Source organism: Amycolatopsis orientalis (assembly GCF_000943515.2).
Lineage (GTDB): Bacteria > Actinomycetota > Actinomycetes > Mycobacteriales > Pseudonocardiaceae > Amycolatopsis > Amycolatopsis orientalis.
This window is the reverse complement of the sequence record NZ_CP016174.1, coordinates 4628888-4643935: the sequence shown is the minus strand read 5'-3', so window position 1 is coordinate 4643935 and position 15048 is coordinate 4628888. Positions and strand designations below refer to the sequence as shown.

Below are 15048 nucleotides of genomic sequence, written 5' to 3'. Positions count from 1 at the left end.
TCTTGAGGAGTTTTCATGCTCGAAATCGGTTCGACGGTTCCCGAGGTCGTTCTGGAGGACACGTCCGGGCAGGTCGTGCGGCTTTCGGATCACCGAGGCAAGGACAACGTGCTGATCTATTTCATGCGGTCGACCACGTGCCCGGTCTGCAACAGTCACGTGAAGGATCTCGTGGGGCGGGCCGAGGAGCTGGCCGCCGCGGAGGTGCGGGTGCTGGTCGCCGTTCCCGAGGGCCGGGCGGAGGCCAAGGCGTGGCGGGCGAAGCGTGGGGTGCCGTTCCGGGTGGTGACCGGTCGTGGTGGTACGCCGCACGAGGCGTTCGGGCTGGGGAAGAAGCTGCTGCAGCAGTCGGGCAGCGTGCTGATCGACCGGGACGGGGTGGTCCGGCATGCCCATGCGGCGACCATGCCGACCGGTGCTTATGACCGGAAGGGCATCGCCAGGGCGGTGGAGGGGCTTGCCAGGGTGGGTTGACTGAAGGTGTGAATCGGTGCTTCACTTCTTGGGTGCCGTATCGCCGTACACCGAAGGTCCAGGAGCGCCTGGACGCGCAGCGTGACGCCGTCCTCGCCGCCGCCATGGAGCAGCTGGCCGAGCGTGGCTACGCGGGCTGTTCGGTGTCGGCGGTCGCGGAGCGGGCCGGGGTGGCGGTCGGGAGCGTGTACCGCCACTTCCCCACCAAGGCCGCGCTGGTGGTGGAGCTGTTCCGCAAGGTCGTCACGCGTGAGGTCGAGGCGGTGCGCGCGGTGTCGGAGCGGCCGGGCACGCCTGCCGAGCGGGTCGTGGCGGTCTTCGACACCTTCGCGAGCCGCGCGCTGAAGACCCCGCGGATGGCGTACGCGCTGCTGGCCGAGCCTGTCGACGCGCCGATCGAGGCCGAGCGGCTGGTGTTCCGGCGCGCGTTCCGCGATGTGGTGGCCCAGCACGTGTCCGACGGCGTCCGTTCCGGGGTGCTGCCCGCCCAGGATGCCGAGGTCACCGCGGCGGCGCTGGTCGGTGCCGCGGCCGAGGTGCTGATCGGTCCGTTGACCACCGGCAGTGCGGACGAGGTGTCCGGGCTGCGCACTTTCGTCCTGCGTTCTTTGGGAGGTTCCGATGCCGGTCACTCATGAGGTCACCAACCAGGTGCCGCCGCTGGTGGAGTACGACGTCGCCGCGGATCCGGCGCTGCTGGAGGGGCTGGAACGGGCGGGCGCGGGCTGGGCGGTGGCCGAGGTGCACGCGCTCGGCAGGCTGGCCGGGAGTGAGCAGGTGCAGGAGTGGGGCAGGCTGGTCAACGAGAACGAGCCGGTGCTGCGGACGCACGACCGGGTCGGGAACCGGATCGACGAGGTCGAGTTCCACCCGCACTGGCACGACTTGATGGACGTCGCGGTGTCCCACGGGCTGCACGCGGCGCCGTGGCGGGATTCCCGTCCGGGCGCGCACGCGGCGCGGGCGGCGAAGATGTACGTCTGGGGTCAGGTCGACGCGGGGCATACGTGCCCGATTTCGATGACGTACGCGGCGATTCCGGCGTTGCGGTTCAATGCGGAGCTGTCGGCGCGGTACGAGCCGTTGCTGGCGTCGACGGAGTACGACTTCGGGCTGCGTGAGCCGAGCACGAAGCGCGGGCTGATCGCCGGGATGTCGATGACGGAGAAGCAGGGCGGCTCCGACGTCCGGGCGAACACGACCACGGCGCGGCCGCTCGGGGACGGCAGCTACGTGATCGTCGGGCACAAGTGGTTCACCTCGGCGCCGATGTCGGACATGTTCCTGACGCTGGCGCAGGCGCCGGGCGGGCTGTCGTGTTTCCTGCTCCCCCGTGTCCTGCCGGACGGCTCGCGCAACGGGATCCGGTTGCAGCGGCTGAAGGACAAGCTGGGCAATCGCTCCAACGCGTCGTCGGAGATCGAGTACGACGACGCGATCGGCTGGCTGGTCGGTGAGGAGGGCCGCGGGGTGCGCACCATCATCGAGATGGTGAACAACACGCGGCTCGACTGCGCGGTCGGGAGCGCGTCGGGGATGCGGTACGGCGCCGTGCGGGCGGTCCATCACGCGCGGCATCGCCGGGCGTTCGGGGCGAATCTGGTGGATCAGCCGCTGATGGGGAATGTGCTGGCGGATCTGGTGGTGGAGTCCGAGGCGGCGACGACGGTGGGGATGCGGCTGGCGGCGGCCACCGACCGGCAGGATGACGAGCAGGAGCAGGCGTTCCGGCGGCTGGGCCTGGCGGTGACCAAGTACTGGGTCTGCAAGCGTGGTCCGTCGCACGCGGTGGAGGCGCTGGAGTGCCTGGGTGGCAACGGCTACGTCGAGGAGTCAGGGATGCCCCGGCTCTACCGTGAGGCGCCGCTGATGTCGATCTGGGAAGGTTCGGGCAACGTCGCGGCGCTGGACGCACTGCGGGCGATGGCGAAGCAGCCGGAGTCGGTGGCGGCGTACTTCACGGAGGTCGAGCAGGCGGCCGGTGCCGACGCGCGCCTGGACGACGCGGTGGGCAGGCTGCGCAAGGAGCTGTCCGATCTGTCGGACATCGAGTACCGGGCGCGACGGCTGGTGGAGTCGATGGCGCTGGTGTTGCAGGGTTCGTTGCTGGTGCGGCACGGTGCGCCGGCGGTGGCCGACGCGTTCTGCGCGTCACGGCTGGGTGGCGACTGGGGTGTCGCGTTCGGGACGCTTCCGTCCGGTGTGGACACCCGGGCGATCGTCGCCCGCGCCGAGGTCTGAGTCCGGCGCTGTCGTGAGTGGTAATGACGGTTAGAACCAAGGGTGTCTAGTACCTACCGGGGGTAGGTTCGTCGACGGCTGGCCGTGAAGGACTCCTTCACGGCCAGCTCGGACCATCGCTAACAGGCTCAGTGGCACCACCGGCCACAGTGGTAGCGCGTGAAGGCCCCCATGCCTCGGCTCAGCCGAGGAAACTCGACCTTCACACCTTCACCGCGAGCAAAGCCGCAGACCTACGAGCAGGTACCCGAGTGAGGGTTGGTGAGAACCCTCATTGCCACTCACGACCCCACCTGGTGAGCCGAACGCTCAGTGCCCGGGTGACCACGTGCCGCTGAGGTCCGGCCGGTTCCGCCGGCCGGACGGCCGCCGAGCACTGCGAATGGCCGCGGGATTGCGGAATTCGGGTGCATGCAAGGGCTCCCGCGTCGGCTACGTTCGTCGGTCATGGTCGATCGCCGAAGATGCCTGGTCCTGGTTCCCCTGGCGCTGTTCGCCGCCGGTTGCGCGACGGCCGCCCCGACGCCGATCTTCGCGGCGGCGAGTTCGGGGCCTTCCGCGGAGAGCGCGCCGATGCTGGGGGCGGCGGCCCCGTCCGGCGCGCCGTTCGTCGCCGCGGACGGACGGGATCTGCGGGCCTGCGCCGACGGTGAGTGCGAGGTGCTGGTGCGCAACGGCGATCAGATCCCCAACGACGGCGGCGCGGGGCCGCTCGCGGTCGCGATCCAGGCCGGGAAGGTGGGGCTCGCCCCGGCGTCGGGTGGGATGGGTGCGGCGGTGTCCGGCCCGGCCGGGATGGCCCACCAGATCAACCGCCAGGTGATCGTCGTCGTCGCGGTACAGGGCAACGAGGGAATCCTCCGGCTCCGCAAGAAATAGCGACCGGCCGCACTCTGTACCTACTAGTATGTACGGCATGCATGCGATGCAGTACGAGATCACCCTCCCCGCCGACTACGACATGGGCGTCATCCGCGAACGCGTCGCCACCCGCGGCCATCTGCTCGACGACTTCGGCGGCCTGGGGCTGAAGGTGTACGGGATCCGGGAGCGCGGCGTCGACGGCTCGACACTGAACCAGTACTCCCCCTTCTACCTGTGGCACGACGAAGCCGGGATGAACGCCTTCCTGTTCGGCGGGCCGTTCACCGGCATCATCGAGTCGTTCGGGCGTCCCGCGGTGCAGCACTGGACCGTCCTCGGGTTCGAGGAAGGACCCGCGTTCGGCACCGCTCCCCTGGCGGCGGGCAAGCACGTCACGACGATCCCCGCCGAGGCCGATCCGGTCGTCTTCCTGGGCGAGGCCCTTGACGGGCTTCTCGAGCACCTGGGGCAGGACGGCGCGCATTCGGGGGCGCTGGCCGTCGATCCGCGGACCTGGCAGGTGGTGCGCTACAGCCTGTGGCGTGACCAGGCGCCGGAGTCCGACGAGGTCCGGTACCGGATCCTCCACCTGTCCTCGCCGCGGCTGGGCGAGCTGCGGCGAGGACGGCAGTGGGATCAGCCCAGCAGCGCGGCGAGCAGCACCCCGGGGTCGGCTTCGGGCGTCCCGGCGGGCCACTGATCCCGGTACGGGTACCAGAGGCCGTCCTTGCCCAGCCGTATCTCCACGCCCGTCCCGCGGACGGCGCAGTGGTTGCGTTCGACGTCGAGACCCTGGCCGGGATCGTCCACCACCTCGGCGAAGGCCGCCCTGGCCCGGCCGATCGCCTGGGGCGGCGGGGTCCAGGCGGTTTCCAGCACGTCGAGACCGGCTCGGCCGCCGTGCCGCCAGGCGAGCACCGCGCGGTCGAAGTCCTCACCACCCTCGGCCGGGCGCAGCCGTCCGGCGCTCTCCGGCCGGGTGGCGGCGAGGCGGACGGCGTCCTGTTTACGGGTGAGCTTCGGCTGGGACGCCAGCAGCGCACCGGCCATCTGGGCGGCGTTGGCCACCAGCAGGGCGAAGGTCTCCGCGGGGATGCCGGGTGCGGCGGGCACTGTCGGGCCCGCTGACGGCACGAACTCGGCGACGTCGGGCAGCGGGCCCGGTTCGTCGGCGTAGGCGCGCTCCGGGGAGGTGTCGTCGTCCCCGGTCCGCACGAACCGAGGCGCGTTGCGCCGCTGCAGCTCGTCGAGGAGTTCCCGCTCCCCCTTGCCCCGCATCAGCAACAGCACGAAGGGATCGGCGTCGAGCAGCCAGGAGACCTGGAACGACAGCGCCGCCGCGTGACGGCACGGCAGTTCCCAGCCGGGGCAGTCGCAGTCCGGGTCGAGGTCCCCGATGCCGGGCAGCAGGTGCACCCCGGCGTCGTCCGCGGCCTCGACGAGGTCGTGCGGCATGTCCCGGTCCAGCAGCGCGGCGAGGTGCCCGGCCCGCGAGGCGACGCGATCGAGGAAGTGCTCCCATTCGGACTCGGTCAGCTCCGCGAGCCGGACCTCGGTGCGGTACTGGCCTTCCTGGTCGTCGACCACGGCGGCGATCCGGCCGGGGCTGACCGTGATCGGCCCGACCCGGCCGGCCGCGGCGTACTTGCGGCCCTGTTTGAGCTGCCGCAGGTCCAGCGCGGTGTCCTCCATCGCGCTGATCCACGCGCGGCCCCACCACGAGCGGGCGAACTGGCCGCGGCCACCTTGGGCGCCGAACGCGGGGAAGCCGCGGACGCGGTCGTCGGGGGTGCTCATCGGCGGCTCCTCAGCTCGACCAGTTCGGCCAGTTCCGTGTCGGTCAGTTCGGTCAGGGCGGCCTCGCCGCCGGCGAGCACCGCGTCGGCCAGCGCGCGTTTCTCCCGCAGCATCGCCGCGATCCGGTCCTCGACCGTGCCCTCGGCGATGAGCCGGTGCACCTGTACCGGCCGGGTCTGCCCGATCCGGTAGGCGCGGTCGGTGGCCTGGTCCTCCACCGCCGGGTTCCACCAGCGGTCGTAGTGCACGACGTGATCGGCGCGGGTCAGGTTGAGCCCGGTCCCGGCCGCCTTGAGCGACAGCAGGAACACCGGCACCTCACCGGCCTGGAACCGGCGCACCAGCTCCTCGCGTTTAGGCACCGGGGTGCCGCCGTGCAGGAGCTGCGTGCCGATCCCGCGGGCGGCGAGATGCCGTTCCAGCAGCCGCGCCATGGCGACGTACTGGGTGAACACCAGCACCGCGCCGTCCTCGGCGATGATCGTGCCGAGGAGTTCGTCGAGCAGTTCGAGCTTGCCGGACCGGCCGTCCAGCACCGCGTCCGCCGGTTCCTTCAGGTACTGCGCGGGATGGTTGCAGATCTGCTTGAGCCCGGTGAGCAGCTTGACGATCCGGCCGCGGCGCGCGATGCCCTCACTGGCGGAGATCTCGGCCATCAGTTCGCGCACCGTCGCCTCGTACAGCGCCGCCTGCTCGGCGGTGAGCGTCACCGGCCGGTCGGTTTCGGTCTTGGCCGGCAGTTCCGGCGCGATTCCCGGATCGGATTTGCGCCGCCGCAGCAGGAAGGGGCGGACCAGCCGGGAAAGCCGCTCCGCGGCCTCGGGGTCCTTTCCGGACTCGACCGGTTTCGCCCACACCCGGCGGAAGTCGGCCATCGTGCCGAGGAGACCGGGAGTGGTCCAGTCGAGGATCGCCCACAGTTCGGCGAGGTTGTTCTCCACCGGCGTGCCCGTCAGCGCCACCCTGGCCGACGACGTCAGCGTCCGCAGCGCCTTCGCCGTGCCGGAGCGGTGGTTCTTGACGTGCTGGGCCTCGTCGGCGACCAGCAGTCCCCAGTGGACGGCGCCCAGCGGGCCCGGGTCCACGCGCAGCGTGCCGTAGGTGGTGAGCACGAAACCGTTGCCGAGTTCCTCGAGCGAGCGTTCCGTGCCGTGGAACCGTCGCACCGGGACGCCGGGGGCGAACCGGGTGATCTCGCGTTCCCAGTTGCCCAGCAGGGACGCCGGGCAGACGACCAGCGTCGGGCCGTCCGCGCGCTGCAGATGCAACGAGATCAGCGTGATCGTCTTGCCGAGACCCATGTCGTCGGCGAGGCAGCCGCCGAGCCCGATCGAGGTCATCGCGGTGAGCCACTGCAGGCCGCGCAGCTGGTAGTCGCGCAGGGTCGCGGCCAGGCCCCGCGGCGGGGCCTGCGGTTCGGGCGGGGCGAGCAGCCGTTCCCGCAGCGCGGCGAGCCAGCCGTCGGTGAGGACGTCGACGCGTTCGCCGTCGATCTCGGCCGTCCCGCTCAGCGCGGCGCCGAGTGCGTCGATGGGGGTCAGCGGTTTCAGGGTCCGGTCCCGCGCCTTCGCCGCCAGCGCCGGGTCGACGAGCACCCACTGATCACGCAGCCGCACCACGGGACGGTGGGCCTCGGCCAGCGCGTCCATCTCGGCCGCGGTGAGCGCGGCACCGCCGAGCGCGAGCTGCCAGTCGAACTCCAGCAGCTTCCCGCCCGCGAAGAACGACGGGAGGTCGTCGGGAGGCGCGTCACCGCCGCCGACGACGGCCTTCGCGCTCAGGTCTCGGGCGAGCACTGCGGGCCAGTGGACCTCGATACCCGCGGTGGCCAGCAGGGGCGCGCCGGTGGTGAGGAGTTCGGTGACGTCGGAGTCGGCGAGCCCGACCTCGTCCGGGACCGCCGCGTTGAGCAGCGGTTCCAGCGGCGGCCACACCTGGGCCGCGCGGCGCAGCGCCAGCATCACGTCGATCCGGGCCCGCGGGCCGAACCTGTCGTCGCCCGCCCACAGCGCGGCGGCGTCGCCCACCACGCCCGGATCGGCGAGGTTGTGCACCTGGACGACCCCGCGGAAGCGCCCGTCGGCGAAGTCGTCGCCGGGCATCTCGACGCGCAGCGAGACCCGGACGCCGGAGTCCAGCCCGGCCGCGACCTCGGCCGCCCAGTCCCGCAGCTCCGGGACCCGATGCGACGGCGGGGCGGCGAAGGCCTTGACGCCGGTCGCCTGCGCGGCCGCGGGTGTCCGGGGCAGGGTGTCGGCGACCGCGTCCAGGAACGCGCGCAGCAGCGGATACCTCGCCGGGAGGAGGTTTCCCTCCCTGGGGAGCGCCCGGGCCCGGGGTGGCATCGCCTCGGCGAGCCGGTGCAGCCACGCGGCTTCGGCGGCCTCCAGCGGCCCGGCCCGCCAGGCGTCCACGTCGGACTCGGTGAGTCCGGGCAGCAGGCGGCCCGCCTCTGCGAGCTTGAGCGCCGCCGTGGCCGCCATGCTCCAGAAGCGCGCGGAGGGATCGGCACTGGCCTGCAGCCGCAGGAGGGCGGGAAGTGCCTCGGCCATCGGAAGCCGGACGCAGGGCACTGTCCTGAGCTCGGGGAGGGCGACCGTCACCTCCCCGGTCCCCGGCCGGTCACCGTCGGCGTTCCAGAAGACGAATCCGCTGGTCCGAGCCGGGTTCTTCGGTTCGAACACGACACTGTCGAAACCGTCGTGAGACGTCACTCAACCCCAATCTCTGTACGGTGTACAGTTCAGGATAACACAAACTCCGTACACCGTAGAGAGAACAGAGATGACGTACGCGGACTACACCGGCACGGGCGATCCACGGCGGACCATCGAACTGCTCTGGGGCGTGCGGGACAAACCCCGGCGTGGCCCCAAGCCGAAGCTGACCGTCGAGGAGATCGTCACCGCGGCGATCGAACTCGCCGACTCCGAGGGGATCGCCGCGCTGTCGGTCCGGCGGGGCGCGGAACGGCTCGGCGTTTCCCCCATGTCCCTCTACACCTACATCCCCAGCCGCGCCGAGCTGCTCGACCTGATGATGGACCGGGTGCACGGCGAGCTGACCGATCCGCCACCGAGCCACGACTGGCGGGTGACGATGACGATCCTCGCCGAGGACGCCTGGGAGATGTACCACCGGCATCCGTGGATGCTCCAGCTCATCACCAGCCGTCTCCCCCTCGGCCCGAACACCTTCGCCAAGCACGAACGCGAGCTGGGCGCCATCGACGCGATCGGGCTCACCGACCTGGAGATGGACGCCGTGGTCGCGATGGTCAACGGATACGTCCAGGGCATCGCGCGGGGCTCGGTCGAGTCGGCGAGTCTCGTGCGCCGGTCCGGGATGACGGACATGGAGTGGTGGACGGCCAGCGCCCCCGTGCTCGCGGAGATCCCGGAGGCCGACGCGGGCCTGTTCCCGCTGGCGGCGCGGATCGGCCAGGCGGCCGGGGAGGCACACGGTGCGGCGAGCGCGCCGCTGTACACCTTCCGGTTCGGCCTGGCACGGATCCTCGACGGCGTGGAGCAGCTGGTGAACGGGGCAGCACGCGGGGCGGAGCGGGAACTGCCCTCCTGAGCCGGGTCACCTGCCGCGGCGTCGCAGTGCGCGGTAGAGCAGCCACAGCGCCAGCGCGACCGGCGTCAGGACCGCCGTGAACAGGATCCCCGCGAACATCCCGTAGCCGTGCGGATCGGAGGCCGAGCCGATCGCGCTGAGCACCACGCGGCCGACGAGCAGCACGATCACCGCGGCGACGCAGGCGAACGCGCCGAGCACGACGCGCCGGAACACCGTCCGCGAGGTACTCGTGCGGCCGGTGTCGTCTGGCGTGTCCATGGGCGGCTCCGCTGGTGGCGACGTCACTCCGGATCGGGAGTGCAGACGGTCAGGAACGACTTCCGGTTCTCGCGCTGGACGTCGGCCGCGTCCAGCCAGCCGCTCCGGCCGAACAGGTAGCTCCCGGCCGGGTGCCGGGCCGACTCGCGCAGCACCTGGGCGACGTCGGCCTTGGCACCGTACGCTTTCGGGCCGTCGACGGCGACGCTGACCGAGCCTGCCTTGGTCCAGTCGTACTCCGCGGGCAGCGGTGTCCGGACCTGGAGGCCACCGGTGTCCACAGAGGATTCCCCGGCCGTTGTCAGCAGGTCCAGGCGCTCGACCCGCACCCCCGGCCGCGGCGCGGTCCACACCTGCTCGGTGCTCTCCTTGGTGCCGGAGTCGAAGGTCAGCCTCAGGCCGGTGACGCCCTCGCACGGGGTGCCCGTCCACAGTTTCAGGACACCGTCGTCGGCGCGGAACCCGGCCTCCGGCGGCAGCGACGGCGCGAACTGCGCCTTGGTGTCACACGCCCCCGTCACCACCGCCACGAGCAAGGCGGCACAGGCGACCCTTTTAATAGCCGCCATCGGACAGTCCCGCGTCTTCCTCGGTTTCGTTGCCGCCGGTGACCTGCTCCCACGCATAGGAGGCGAGGAACCCCGTGTAGCCCTCGCGGCCCCATTGCTGGGAATGGCGCTCTTCGTGGTGCAGCAGCCGGTCCATGTCGAGCGAGCCCTGGGACGCGCCGTTGTCGCCCTCGTACCAGGCGTGGCCCGACTTGGCGACCTCGCGAAGCTGCTGCGCCGGATCCTTCGGGTCGTCGATGTTCAGCATGAACGTGTCGCCCCAGGTGGTGCCGCCGCGCTGGCTGAACTGGTCCTGGACGAGATTTCCGCCGAGCCCCATCATCATGCCGTTCGGCGTGGTCACCAGCCGCCCGCCGTTGCCGTGCACGAAACCCACGTCGTCGTCGTAGCTCCAGGAGTTCTCCCGCTGCCGGTCGGTGATCCGCCGCAGCTCCTCGGATCCGTACGGCGTCGACGCGAAGTCGGTCTTTTCGCCTTCGGTGCCGTAGTCGGTGCCCGCGTTCAGGACGTAGGTCATCCGGACCGCCTTGGCGGCGTCCTCCCCGCTGATGTCGGTCGGCATCAGGAAGTACGACTTGAAGGTCCCGTCGCCGTCCTCGTCCTCGCGGATCTCTTCCATGCCGTCGAGGACCTTGAAGTCCTCCGGCGTGATGTCGTGTTCGTCGGCGATCTTCTTGATGGTGTCGATCGAGACGCCCCGGCGTACGGCGTTCTCCAGCCATTGCCGGTAGTGACCGGACGCGGGCGGCCCGCTCAGCAGACCCGCGTCGCGCAGGGCCTGCTCCATCTCGACCACCTGGGCGTCGATCTCCCCGCCCTTCCTGGCGCCGGCCAGGGTGGTCGCTCCGTGGTCGCTGATCTCCCCGTCCCGCGCGAGCCGCATCACCCGGGCGAGGGTGGCGTCGATGCTGTTCGCCGCGGTGAGGATCGCCTTGGTTTCCTGTTCCAGCTGCTTCCTGATGGTTTCGCGGTGCCGCCGGGACTCGGCGTACTCCTCGGCCTCGAACCGGGACTTCGGCGGTGGGTCGGCGGGTTTGTCGTCCACGATCGCGCCGTCGGCGGCGATGCGGAACTGGTAGGTGCCGGCGAGGGAGTCGTTGTTGGCGACCCTGGTCTTCAGTGCGGACACGTCGTCCGACGCGTTCTGCAGGGCGCTTTCGACGGCGGAGAGTCCCGCGATCAGGGTCTCGGCGTTGTTCCGTGTCTCGCCCAGCGAATCGCGGGCGCGCTCGCCCGCCGGGCCGTGCCAGTCGGGCAGTTTCCTGGCGTCGTCGAGTTCGTCCTGCAGCCCGAGGAGTTTGTCCCGCCGCCCACCCAGGTTGGTGGCCGTCGCGTCGAGCGCTTCGGCGTCCCATGTGCGGACGTCGTGGTAGCCGACCGTCATCGTCCGAACGCCTCCTCCGCGGACTTCTCGCTTTCGGAATAGGCCTTCGCGGCCGTCGTGATCGATTCGCTCCAGCGGTCGATCTCGCCGGCCCACCCCTTCGCGCGCTCGGTGAACGTGGAGGCCAGCGTGGGCGCGCTCTTCGCGGCCTCGCCACCGGGTAACGCCGTCGCGATCGCGTCCAGGCCGGCGCCCGGTTCCACGGCTCTGGCCTGATCCGCCGCGGAGCCCGCCGCCTTGGCCGCGTTCCGCAGCTGACCGATCTCGACCTCGTACCCGCTCACAGCCCCTGACCCCCAACCCTGGATAGGTCAGCGGCACTCTACGGGAGCTCGGGAGTCTCCACAGGCGATTCGGGCGAAGGGGCGGTCGCTTCCTCGGCGACCGGAGGGCGGGCGAGTTCGGCCAGCTGACGGACGACGTCGTCGTAGCGTGCCTGGTCGGCGGCGGCACGGGCCTGTGCCCGCTCCAGTTCCTCGGCCAGCGCGGTCGCCCGGGCTTCGGCGAGGCTGCGGGCGGTGTGCTCCCGCGCCAGCTCGGCGCGGACCCCCTCCAGATCGCCTCGGAGCGCGGCGGATTCCGCCCGTGCCGCGGCACAGTCCTTTTCGGACACGGTCGCCCTGGCCTTCGCCTCGTCGAGCCGGTCCAGCAAGGCTTCGAGTTCGGCCACCGCCCGCGCCAGTGCGGTGTCGCGCTCGCCAAGCTCCGCGGTCAGCCGCGTCTTTTCCGCTCGCACGGCCGCGAAGTCCTCGCGCAGTGTCCGGAGATCGGAGACCAGTGCGTCGCGGGCGCGTTCCGCGGCGACGGTCGCGGCTTCGGCGGCGCCCCGGGCCCGTTCGTGCGCCGCGATCTCGGCCCACGCACGCTGGCGGGTCTCCTCCGCGTCCTTCAAGGCCTGCTCGGCGGTGCGTTCGGCCTTGGCCTTGGCCATCCTGTCGTCGCGGGACGCGGCCAGCGCCGTCGCGCGCGCCGTGTCGGCCTTCGCCGCCGCCTGCTGGGCCTCCTCGGCCTCGCGCCGCGCCGTGGCCGCCTCGGTCTCGGCTTCGGTGACCCGGCCCAAGGCCGCCCCGGCGGCGTCGTCGAACCGCGCGCGCATCGCGTCCAGCGATTCCACCAGCGACGACGCCGCCGGGGTGAACTCGTCGGCGATCCGGCGGACCTCCAGCAGCGGATCGGCCACGCTCGCCACCGCGGCGGCCCGCCGGGCGCGCGACGCCGCGTCTGCGTGCGTCTTACTGCAATAAGCCGAAGGCCGTCCGCCCTTGCGTTTCCCGTCGGCGTCCACCGCGGGCGGTGGCAAAGGATTCTCGCAGCCTTCCAGCGCGCACAGCCGGACCTCGTCGGCGTCCGTATCGATCACCGCCGCAGGGTAGCGCTGCCCGGTGGGGTGGGAAGCGGGGCAACGCCGGGAAAACCGTCGGTCCCGCCGATAGGGTCGTCCACGTGCGTGTCCTGTTCACCTTCGCCGGCGGCAACGGCCACTTCCGGCCGCTCGTCCCGATCGCCCGCGCGCTCGCCGACGCGGGGCACACGATCGCGTTCACCGGCGAGCCGCTGATGGTCCCCGTCGTCGAGGCGGCCGGGTTCACCATGTTCCCGTCGGGCCCGAATCTCGGCAGCGACGGAGAACGCCGCCCATTGCTCCCCGTCGACAGGGACCGCGAGGACGCCGACCTGCGCGACGGTTTCGTCCGCCGTACCGCGCCCCGGCGCGCGGAGGACGTCCTGGCGCTCTGCGACACCTGGGCGCCGGATCTCCTCGTCTGCGACGAAGCGGATCTCGGCCCGATGATCGCCGCGGAAAAGCTCGGTCTCCCCCACGCGACCGTCCTGGTCACCGCGGCGGGCGCCCTCATCCGGCCTGGCCTCGTGGACGACGCGCTCAACGACGTCCGCGCCGTCCACGGGCTTCCCCCGCAACGGAACCTGGAGCCGGCCCACCGCCATCTCGTGCTCTCGCCCTTCCCCGCGAGCTTCCGCGATCCCCGGTTCCCGCTGCCGCCGGCCACGCGGCCCTTCCACACACCGGTTCCCGGCCGCGGTCCGGTGCCGGAGTGGCATGTCGAGGGCCGCCCAGGGCTCTATTTCACCCTCGGCACGATCTTCAACACCGAGTGCGGCGATCTGTTCGCGCGAGTGCTGGCCGGTCTGCGGGAGGTCGACGCGACCTGTGTGGTGACCGTCGGGAACCTCATCGACCCCGCGGAGTTCGGCCGCCAGCCCGAGCACATCCACCTCGCGAACTACCTCCCGCAGGACGACGTCCTCCCGTACTGCGACGCGGTCCTCAACCACGGCGGCTCGGGCAGCCTCCTGGGTGCGATCACCCACGGTCTGCCGATGGTGCTGCTGCCGATGGGCGCCGACCAGCCCCACAACGGCGATCGTGCCGTCGCACTCGGGCTCGGGAAGGTCCTCGACGTCATCGACGCGACACCGGAGGACATCCGTGACGCCGTGTCCTCGGTGCTGCGGGAACCGTCCTACCGGGAGGCGGCCGGGCGGTTGCGGGACGAGGTCACCGCGTACCCGCCGCCGGAGGAGACCGTTCCGCTGCTGGAAGGGCTGCTCCGGTGACCGGCGAACTCGACGCCGCGATCACCAGGGCGTTCCGTGAGGAGTCGGGTCAGGTGATCGCGACCCTGATCCGCGTCACCGGCGACTGGGATCTGGCCGAGGAATGCGTCCAGGAGGCTTTCGCGCTCGCGCTGCGCACCTGGCCCCGCGACGGCATCCCCGCGAAACCCGGCGCCTGGCTCACCACCACCGCCCGCAACCGCGCCACCGACCGGATCCGCCGAGAAGCCGTCGGCGCGGAGAAACTGCGGGAAGCCGCCGACCTGGCCGCCGGCAGCGCCGAGCCGGAGTGGGACGACAGCGGCGTCGGCGACGACCGGCTCCGGCTGATCTTCACCTGCTGCCACCCGGCACTGCCGATGGAAGGCCAGGTCGCGCTCGCACTGCGGACCTTGGCCGGGCTCACCACCGCCGAGATCGCCCGCGCGTTCCTGGTCTCCGAGGCGACGATGTCGCAGCGCCTGGTCCGGGTGAAACGGAAGATCCGCACCGCCGGGATCCCTTACCGCGTCCCGCCCGCCGACCTGCTGCCCGAACGCACCGCCGCCGTACTCGGCATGCTGTACCTGCTGTTCAACGAGGGCTACTCGGCCAGCGCGGGCACCGATCTGCTGCGCCCGGACCTGTCCGCGGAGGCCATCCGGCTCGCCAGGGTCCTCGCCGAACTCATGCCCGGCGAACCGGAGGTCCTCGGGCTTTTGGCGCTGCTTCTCCTGCACGACGCCCGCCGTGCCACCCGCGTCGACGGCGACGGCACGCTCGTCTCGCTCGAGGATCAGGATCGTGGTGGCTGGAACGCCGACGAGATCGCCGAGGGCACCGAACTGCTGGAGACCGCGCTCCGCCGCGGTGTCCCCGGGCAGTATCAGATCCAGGCCGCCATCGCCGCCTGTCACGCGACCGCGGCGCGCGCCGCCGACACCGACTGGGCGCAGATCGCCGCGCTCTACGGGGAACTGCTGCGGTTCGTGCCCTCGCCGGTCGTCGAACTCAACCGGGCGGTGGCCGTCGCGATGGCCGTAGGCCCCGAGGCCGGGCTCGAACTGGTCGACAAGCTCACCGCGGACGGCAGCCTGCCCGGCTACCACCTGCTTCCCGCGACCCGCGCGGACCTGCTCCGGCGGCTCGACCGGTTCGGGGAGGCCGCCGACGCGTACCGCGAAGCGCTGGCGCTCACCGGCACCGACGCCGAGCGCGCCTACCTGGCGGGAAAACTCGCCGAAATCTCCTGACAGCGGGGTGTCGGTCCCCGGCGGGGCCGTTCGTCGATGGGCGACAAGTCCCGAAAGAGGAAGGGGTCAT

At 71.5% G+C, this 15048-nt stretch carries 15 protein-coding genes; 8 read left to right on the top strand and 7 right to left on the bottom strand.

Features of this window, described 5'->3' with window-relative positions:
- Window positions 1-15 precede the first annotated feature (15 nt).
- From SD37_RS20355 to SD37_RS20335, 5 genes are all read left to right on the top strand, one after another.
- Window positions 16-474, top strand: a complete 459-nt coding sequence (locus tag SD37_RS20355) for a peroxiredoxin family protein (protein WP_044853376.1) — start codon at window positions 16-18, stop codon at window positions 472-474.
- A gap of 32 nt (window positions 475-506) precedes the next feature.
- Window positions 507-1112, top strand: coding sequence for a TetR/AcrR family transcriptional regulator (locus SD37_RS20350; RefSeq protein WP_044853375.1), 606 nt, complete (start codon window positions 507-509; stop codon window positions 1110-1112).
- Entirely contained in the window at window positions 1096-2715 is a 1620-nt protein-coding gene (locus tag SD37_RS20345; RefSeq protein WP_044853374.1) for an acyl-CoA dehydrogenase family protein, read from the top strand. Before SD37_RS20350 ends, SD37_RS20345 begins: the two co-directional genes overlap by 17 nt.
- Before the next feature lie 447 nt (window positions 2716-3162).
- Window positions 3163-3594: a hypothetical protein gene (locus SD37_RS20340; protein WP_052675049.1), complete on the top strand. Its 432-nt coding sequence runs from the start codon at window positions 3163-3165 to the stop codon at window positions 3592-3594.
- 37 nt (window positions 3595-3631) lie between these two features.
- A complete protein-coding gene (locus SD37_RS20335; protein ID WP_044853494.1) occupies window positions 3632-4279 on the top strand; it encodes a DUF4865 family protein in 648 nt (215 codons plus the stop codon).
- Here SD37_RS20335 and SD37_RS20330 read toward each other — a convergent pair.
- Both SD37_RS20330 and SD37_RS20325 read right to left on the bottom strand, forming a co-directional pair.
- Complete coding sequence (locus SD37_RS20330) at window positions 4216-5376, bottom strand: SWIM zinc finger family protein (protein WP_044853373.1); 1161 nt, start codon at window positions 5374-5376, stop codon at window positions 4216-4218. The two genes, SD37_RS20335 and SD37_RS20330, sit on opposite strands and share 64 nt — an antisense overlap.
- Window positions 5373-8090: a DEAD/DEAH box helicase gene (locus SD37_RS20325; RefSeq protein ID WP_044853372.1), complete on the bottom strand. Its 2718-nt coding sequence runs from the start codon at window positions 8088-8090 to the stop codon at window positions 5373-5375. The genes SD37_RS20330 and SD37_RS20325 overlap by 4 nt, the downstream gene beginning before the upstream one ends.
- Window positions 8091-8160: 70 nt before the next feature.
- Here SD37_RS20325 and SD37_RS20320 point away from each other — a divergent pair, with 70 nt between their 5' ends.
- Window positions 8161-8955, top strand: a complete 795-nt coding sequence (locus SD37_RS20320; protein WP_044853371.1) for a TetR/AcrR family transcriptional regulator — start codon at window positions 8161-8163, stop codon at window positions 8953-8955.
- Between the two features lie 6 nt (window positions 8956-8961).
- Here the strand turns inward: SD37_RS20320 and SD37_RS20315 are convergent, their stop codons facing one another.
- From SD37_RS20315 to SD37_RS20295, 5 genes are read right to left on the bottom strand one after another with little or no spacing between them, the layout of a single operon-like run.
- Window positions 8962-9216 (bottom strand): hypothetical protein, encoded by a 255-nt coding sequence (locus tag SD37_RS20315; protein ID WP_044853370.1) that lies wholly within the window; start codon window positions 9214-9216, stop codon window positions 8962-8964.
- Window positions 9217-9239: 23 nt separating this feature from the next.
- A complete protein-coding gene (locus tag SD37_RS20310) occupies window positions 9240-9785 on the bottom strand; it encodes a hypothetical protein (RefSeq protein ID WP_044853369.1) in 546 nt (181 codons plus the stop codon).
- Entirely contained in the window at window positions 9772-11169 is a 1398-nt protein-coding gene (locus SD37_RS20305; RefSeq protein ID WP_044853368.1) for a WXG100 family type VII secretion target, read from the bottom strand. Before SD37_RS20305 ends, SD37_RS20310 begins: the two co-directional genes overlap by 14 nt.
- Complete coding sequence (locus SD37_RS20300; protein ID WP_044853367.1) at window positions 11166-11453, bottom strand: hypothetical protein; 288 nt, start codon at window positions 11451-11453, stop codon at window positions 11166-11168. The genes SD37_RS20305 and SD37_RS20300 overlap by 4 nt, the downstream gene beginning before the upstream one ends.
- 38 nt (window positions 11454-11491) lie before the next feature.
- Window positions 11492-12529 carry a hypothetical protein gene (locus SD37_RS20295; protein ID WP_044853366.1) on the bottom strand — a complete coding sequence of 346 codons (1038 nt, stop codon included), beginning with the start codon at window positions 12527-12529 and terminating at the stop codon, window positions 11492-11494.
- Window positions 12530-12612: 83 nt separating this feature from the next.
- On the opposite strand from SD37_RS20295, the gene SD37_RS20290 reads away from it, so the two are divergent.
- Together SD37_RS20290 and SD37_RS20285 are read left to right on the top strand one after the other, a co-directional pair.
- The gene (locus SD37_RS20290) at window positions 12613-13746 is read left to right on the top strand and encodes a glycosyltransferase (protein ID WP_044853365.1); all 1134 of its coding nucleotides are present in this window, start codon (window positions 12613-12615) and stop codon (window positions 13744-13746) included.
- Window positions 13743-14978 carry an RNA polymerase sigma factor gene (locus SD37_RS20285; protein ID WP_044853364.1) on the top strand — a complete coding sequence of 412 codons (1236 nt, stop codon included), beginning with the start codon at window positions 13743-13745 and terminating at the stop codon, window positions 14976-14978. Before SD37_RS20290 ends, SD37_RS20285 begins: the two co-directional genes overlap by 4 nt.
- Window positions 14979-15048 lie beyond the last annotated feature (70 nt).

What these genes read in the sequence shown, in the direction of transcription:
- SD37_RS20355 (WP_044853376.1), top strand. Translation starts at nt 16, where the DNA reads ATGCTCGAAATCGGTTCGACGGTTCCCGAGGTCGTTCTGGAGGACACG.
- SD37_RS20345 (WP_044853374.1), top strand. Translation starts at nt 1,096, where the DNA reads ATGCCGGTCACTCATGAGGTCACCAACCAGGTGCCGCCGCTGGTGGAG.
- SD37_RS20340 (WP_052675049.1), top strand. Translation starts at nt 3,163, where the DNA reads ATGGTCGATCGCCGAAGATGCCTGGTCCTGGTTCCCCTGGCGCTGTTC.
- SD37_RS20335 (WP_044853494.1), top strand. Translation starts at nt 3,632, where the DNA reads ATGCATGCGATGCAGTACGAGATCACCCTCCCCGCCGACTACGACATG.
- SD37_RS20330 (WP_044853373.1), bottom strand. Translation starts at nt 5,376, where the DNA reads ATGAGCACCCCCGACGACCGCGTCCGCGGCTTCCCCGCGTTCGGCGCC.
- SD37_RS20320 (WP_044853371.1), top strand. Translation starts at nt 8,161, where the DNA reads ATGACGTACGCGGACTACACCGGCACGGGCGATCCACGGCGGACCATC.
- SD37_RS20315 (WP_044853370.1), bottom strand. Translation starts at nt 9,216, where the DNA reads ATGGACACGCCAGACGACACCGGCCGCACGAGTACCTCGCGGACGGTG.
- SD37_RS20310 (WP_044853369.1), bottom strand. Translation starts at nt 9,785, where the DNA reads ATGGCGGCTATTAAAAGGGTCGCCTGTGCCGCCTTGCTCGTGGCGGTG.
- SD37_RS20305 (WP_044853368.1), bottom strand. Translation starts at nt 11,169, where the DNA reads ATGACGGTCGGCTACCACGACGTCCGCACATGGGACGCCGAAGCGCTC.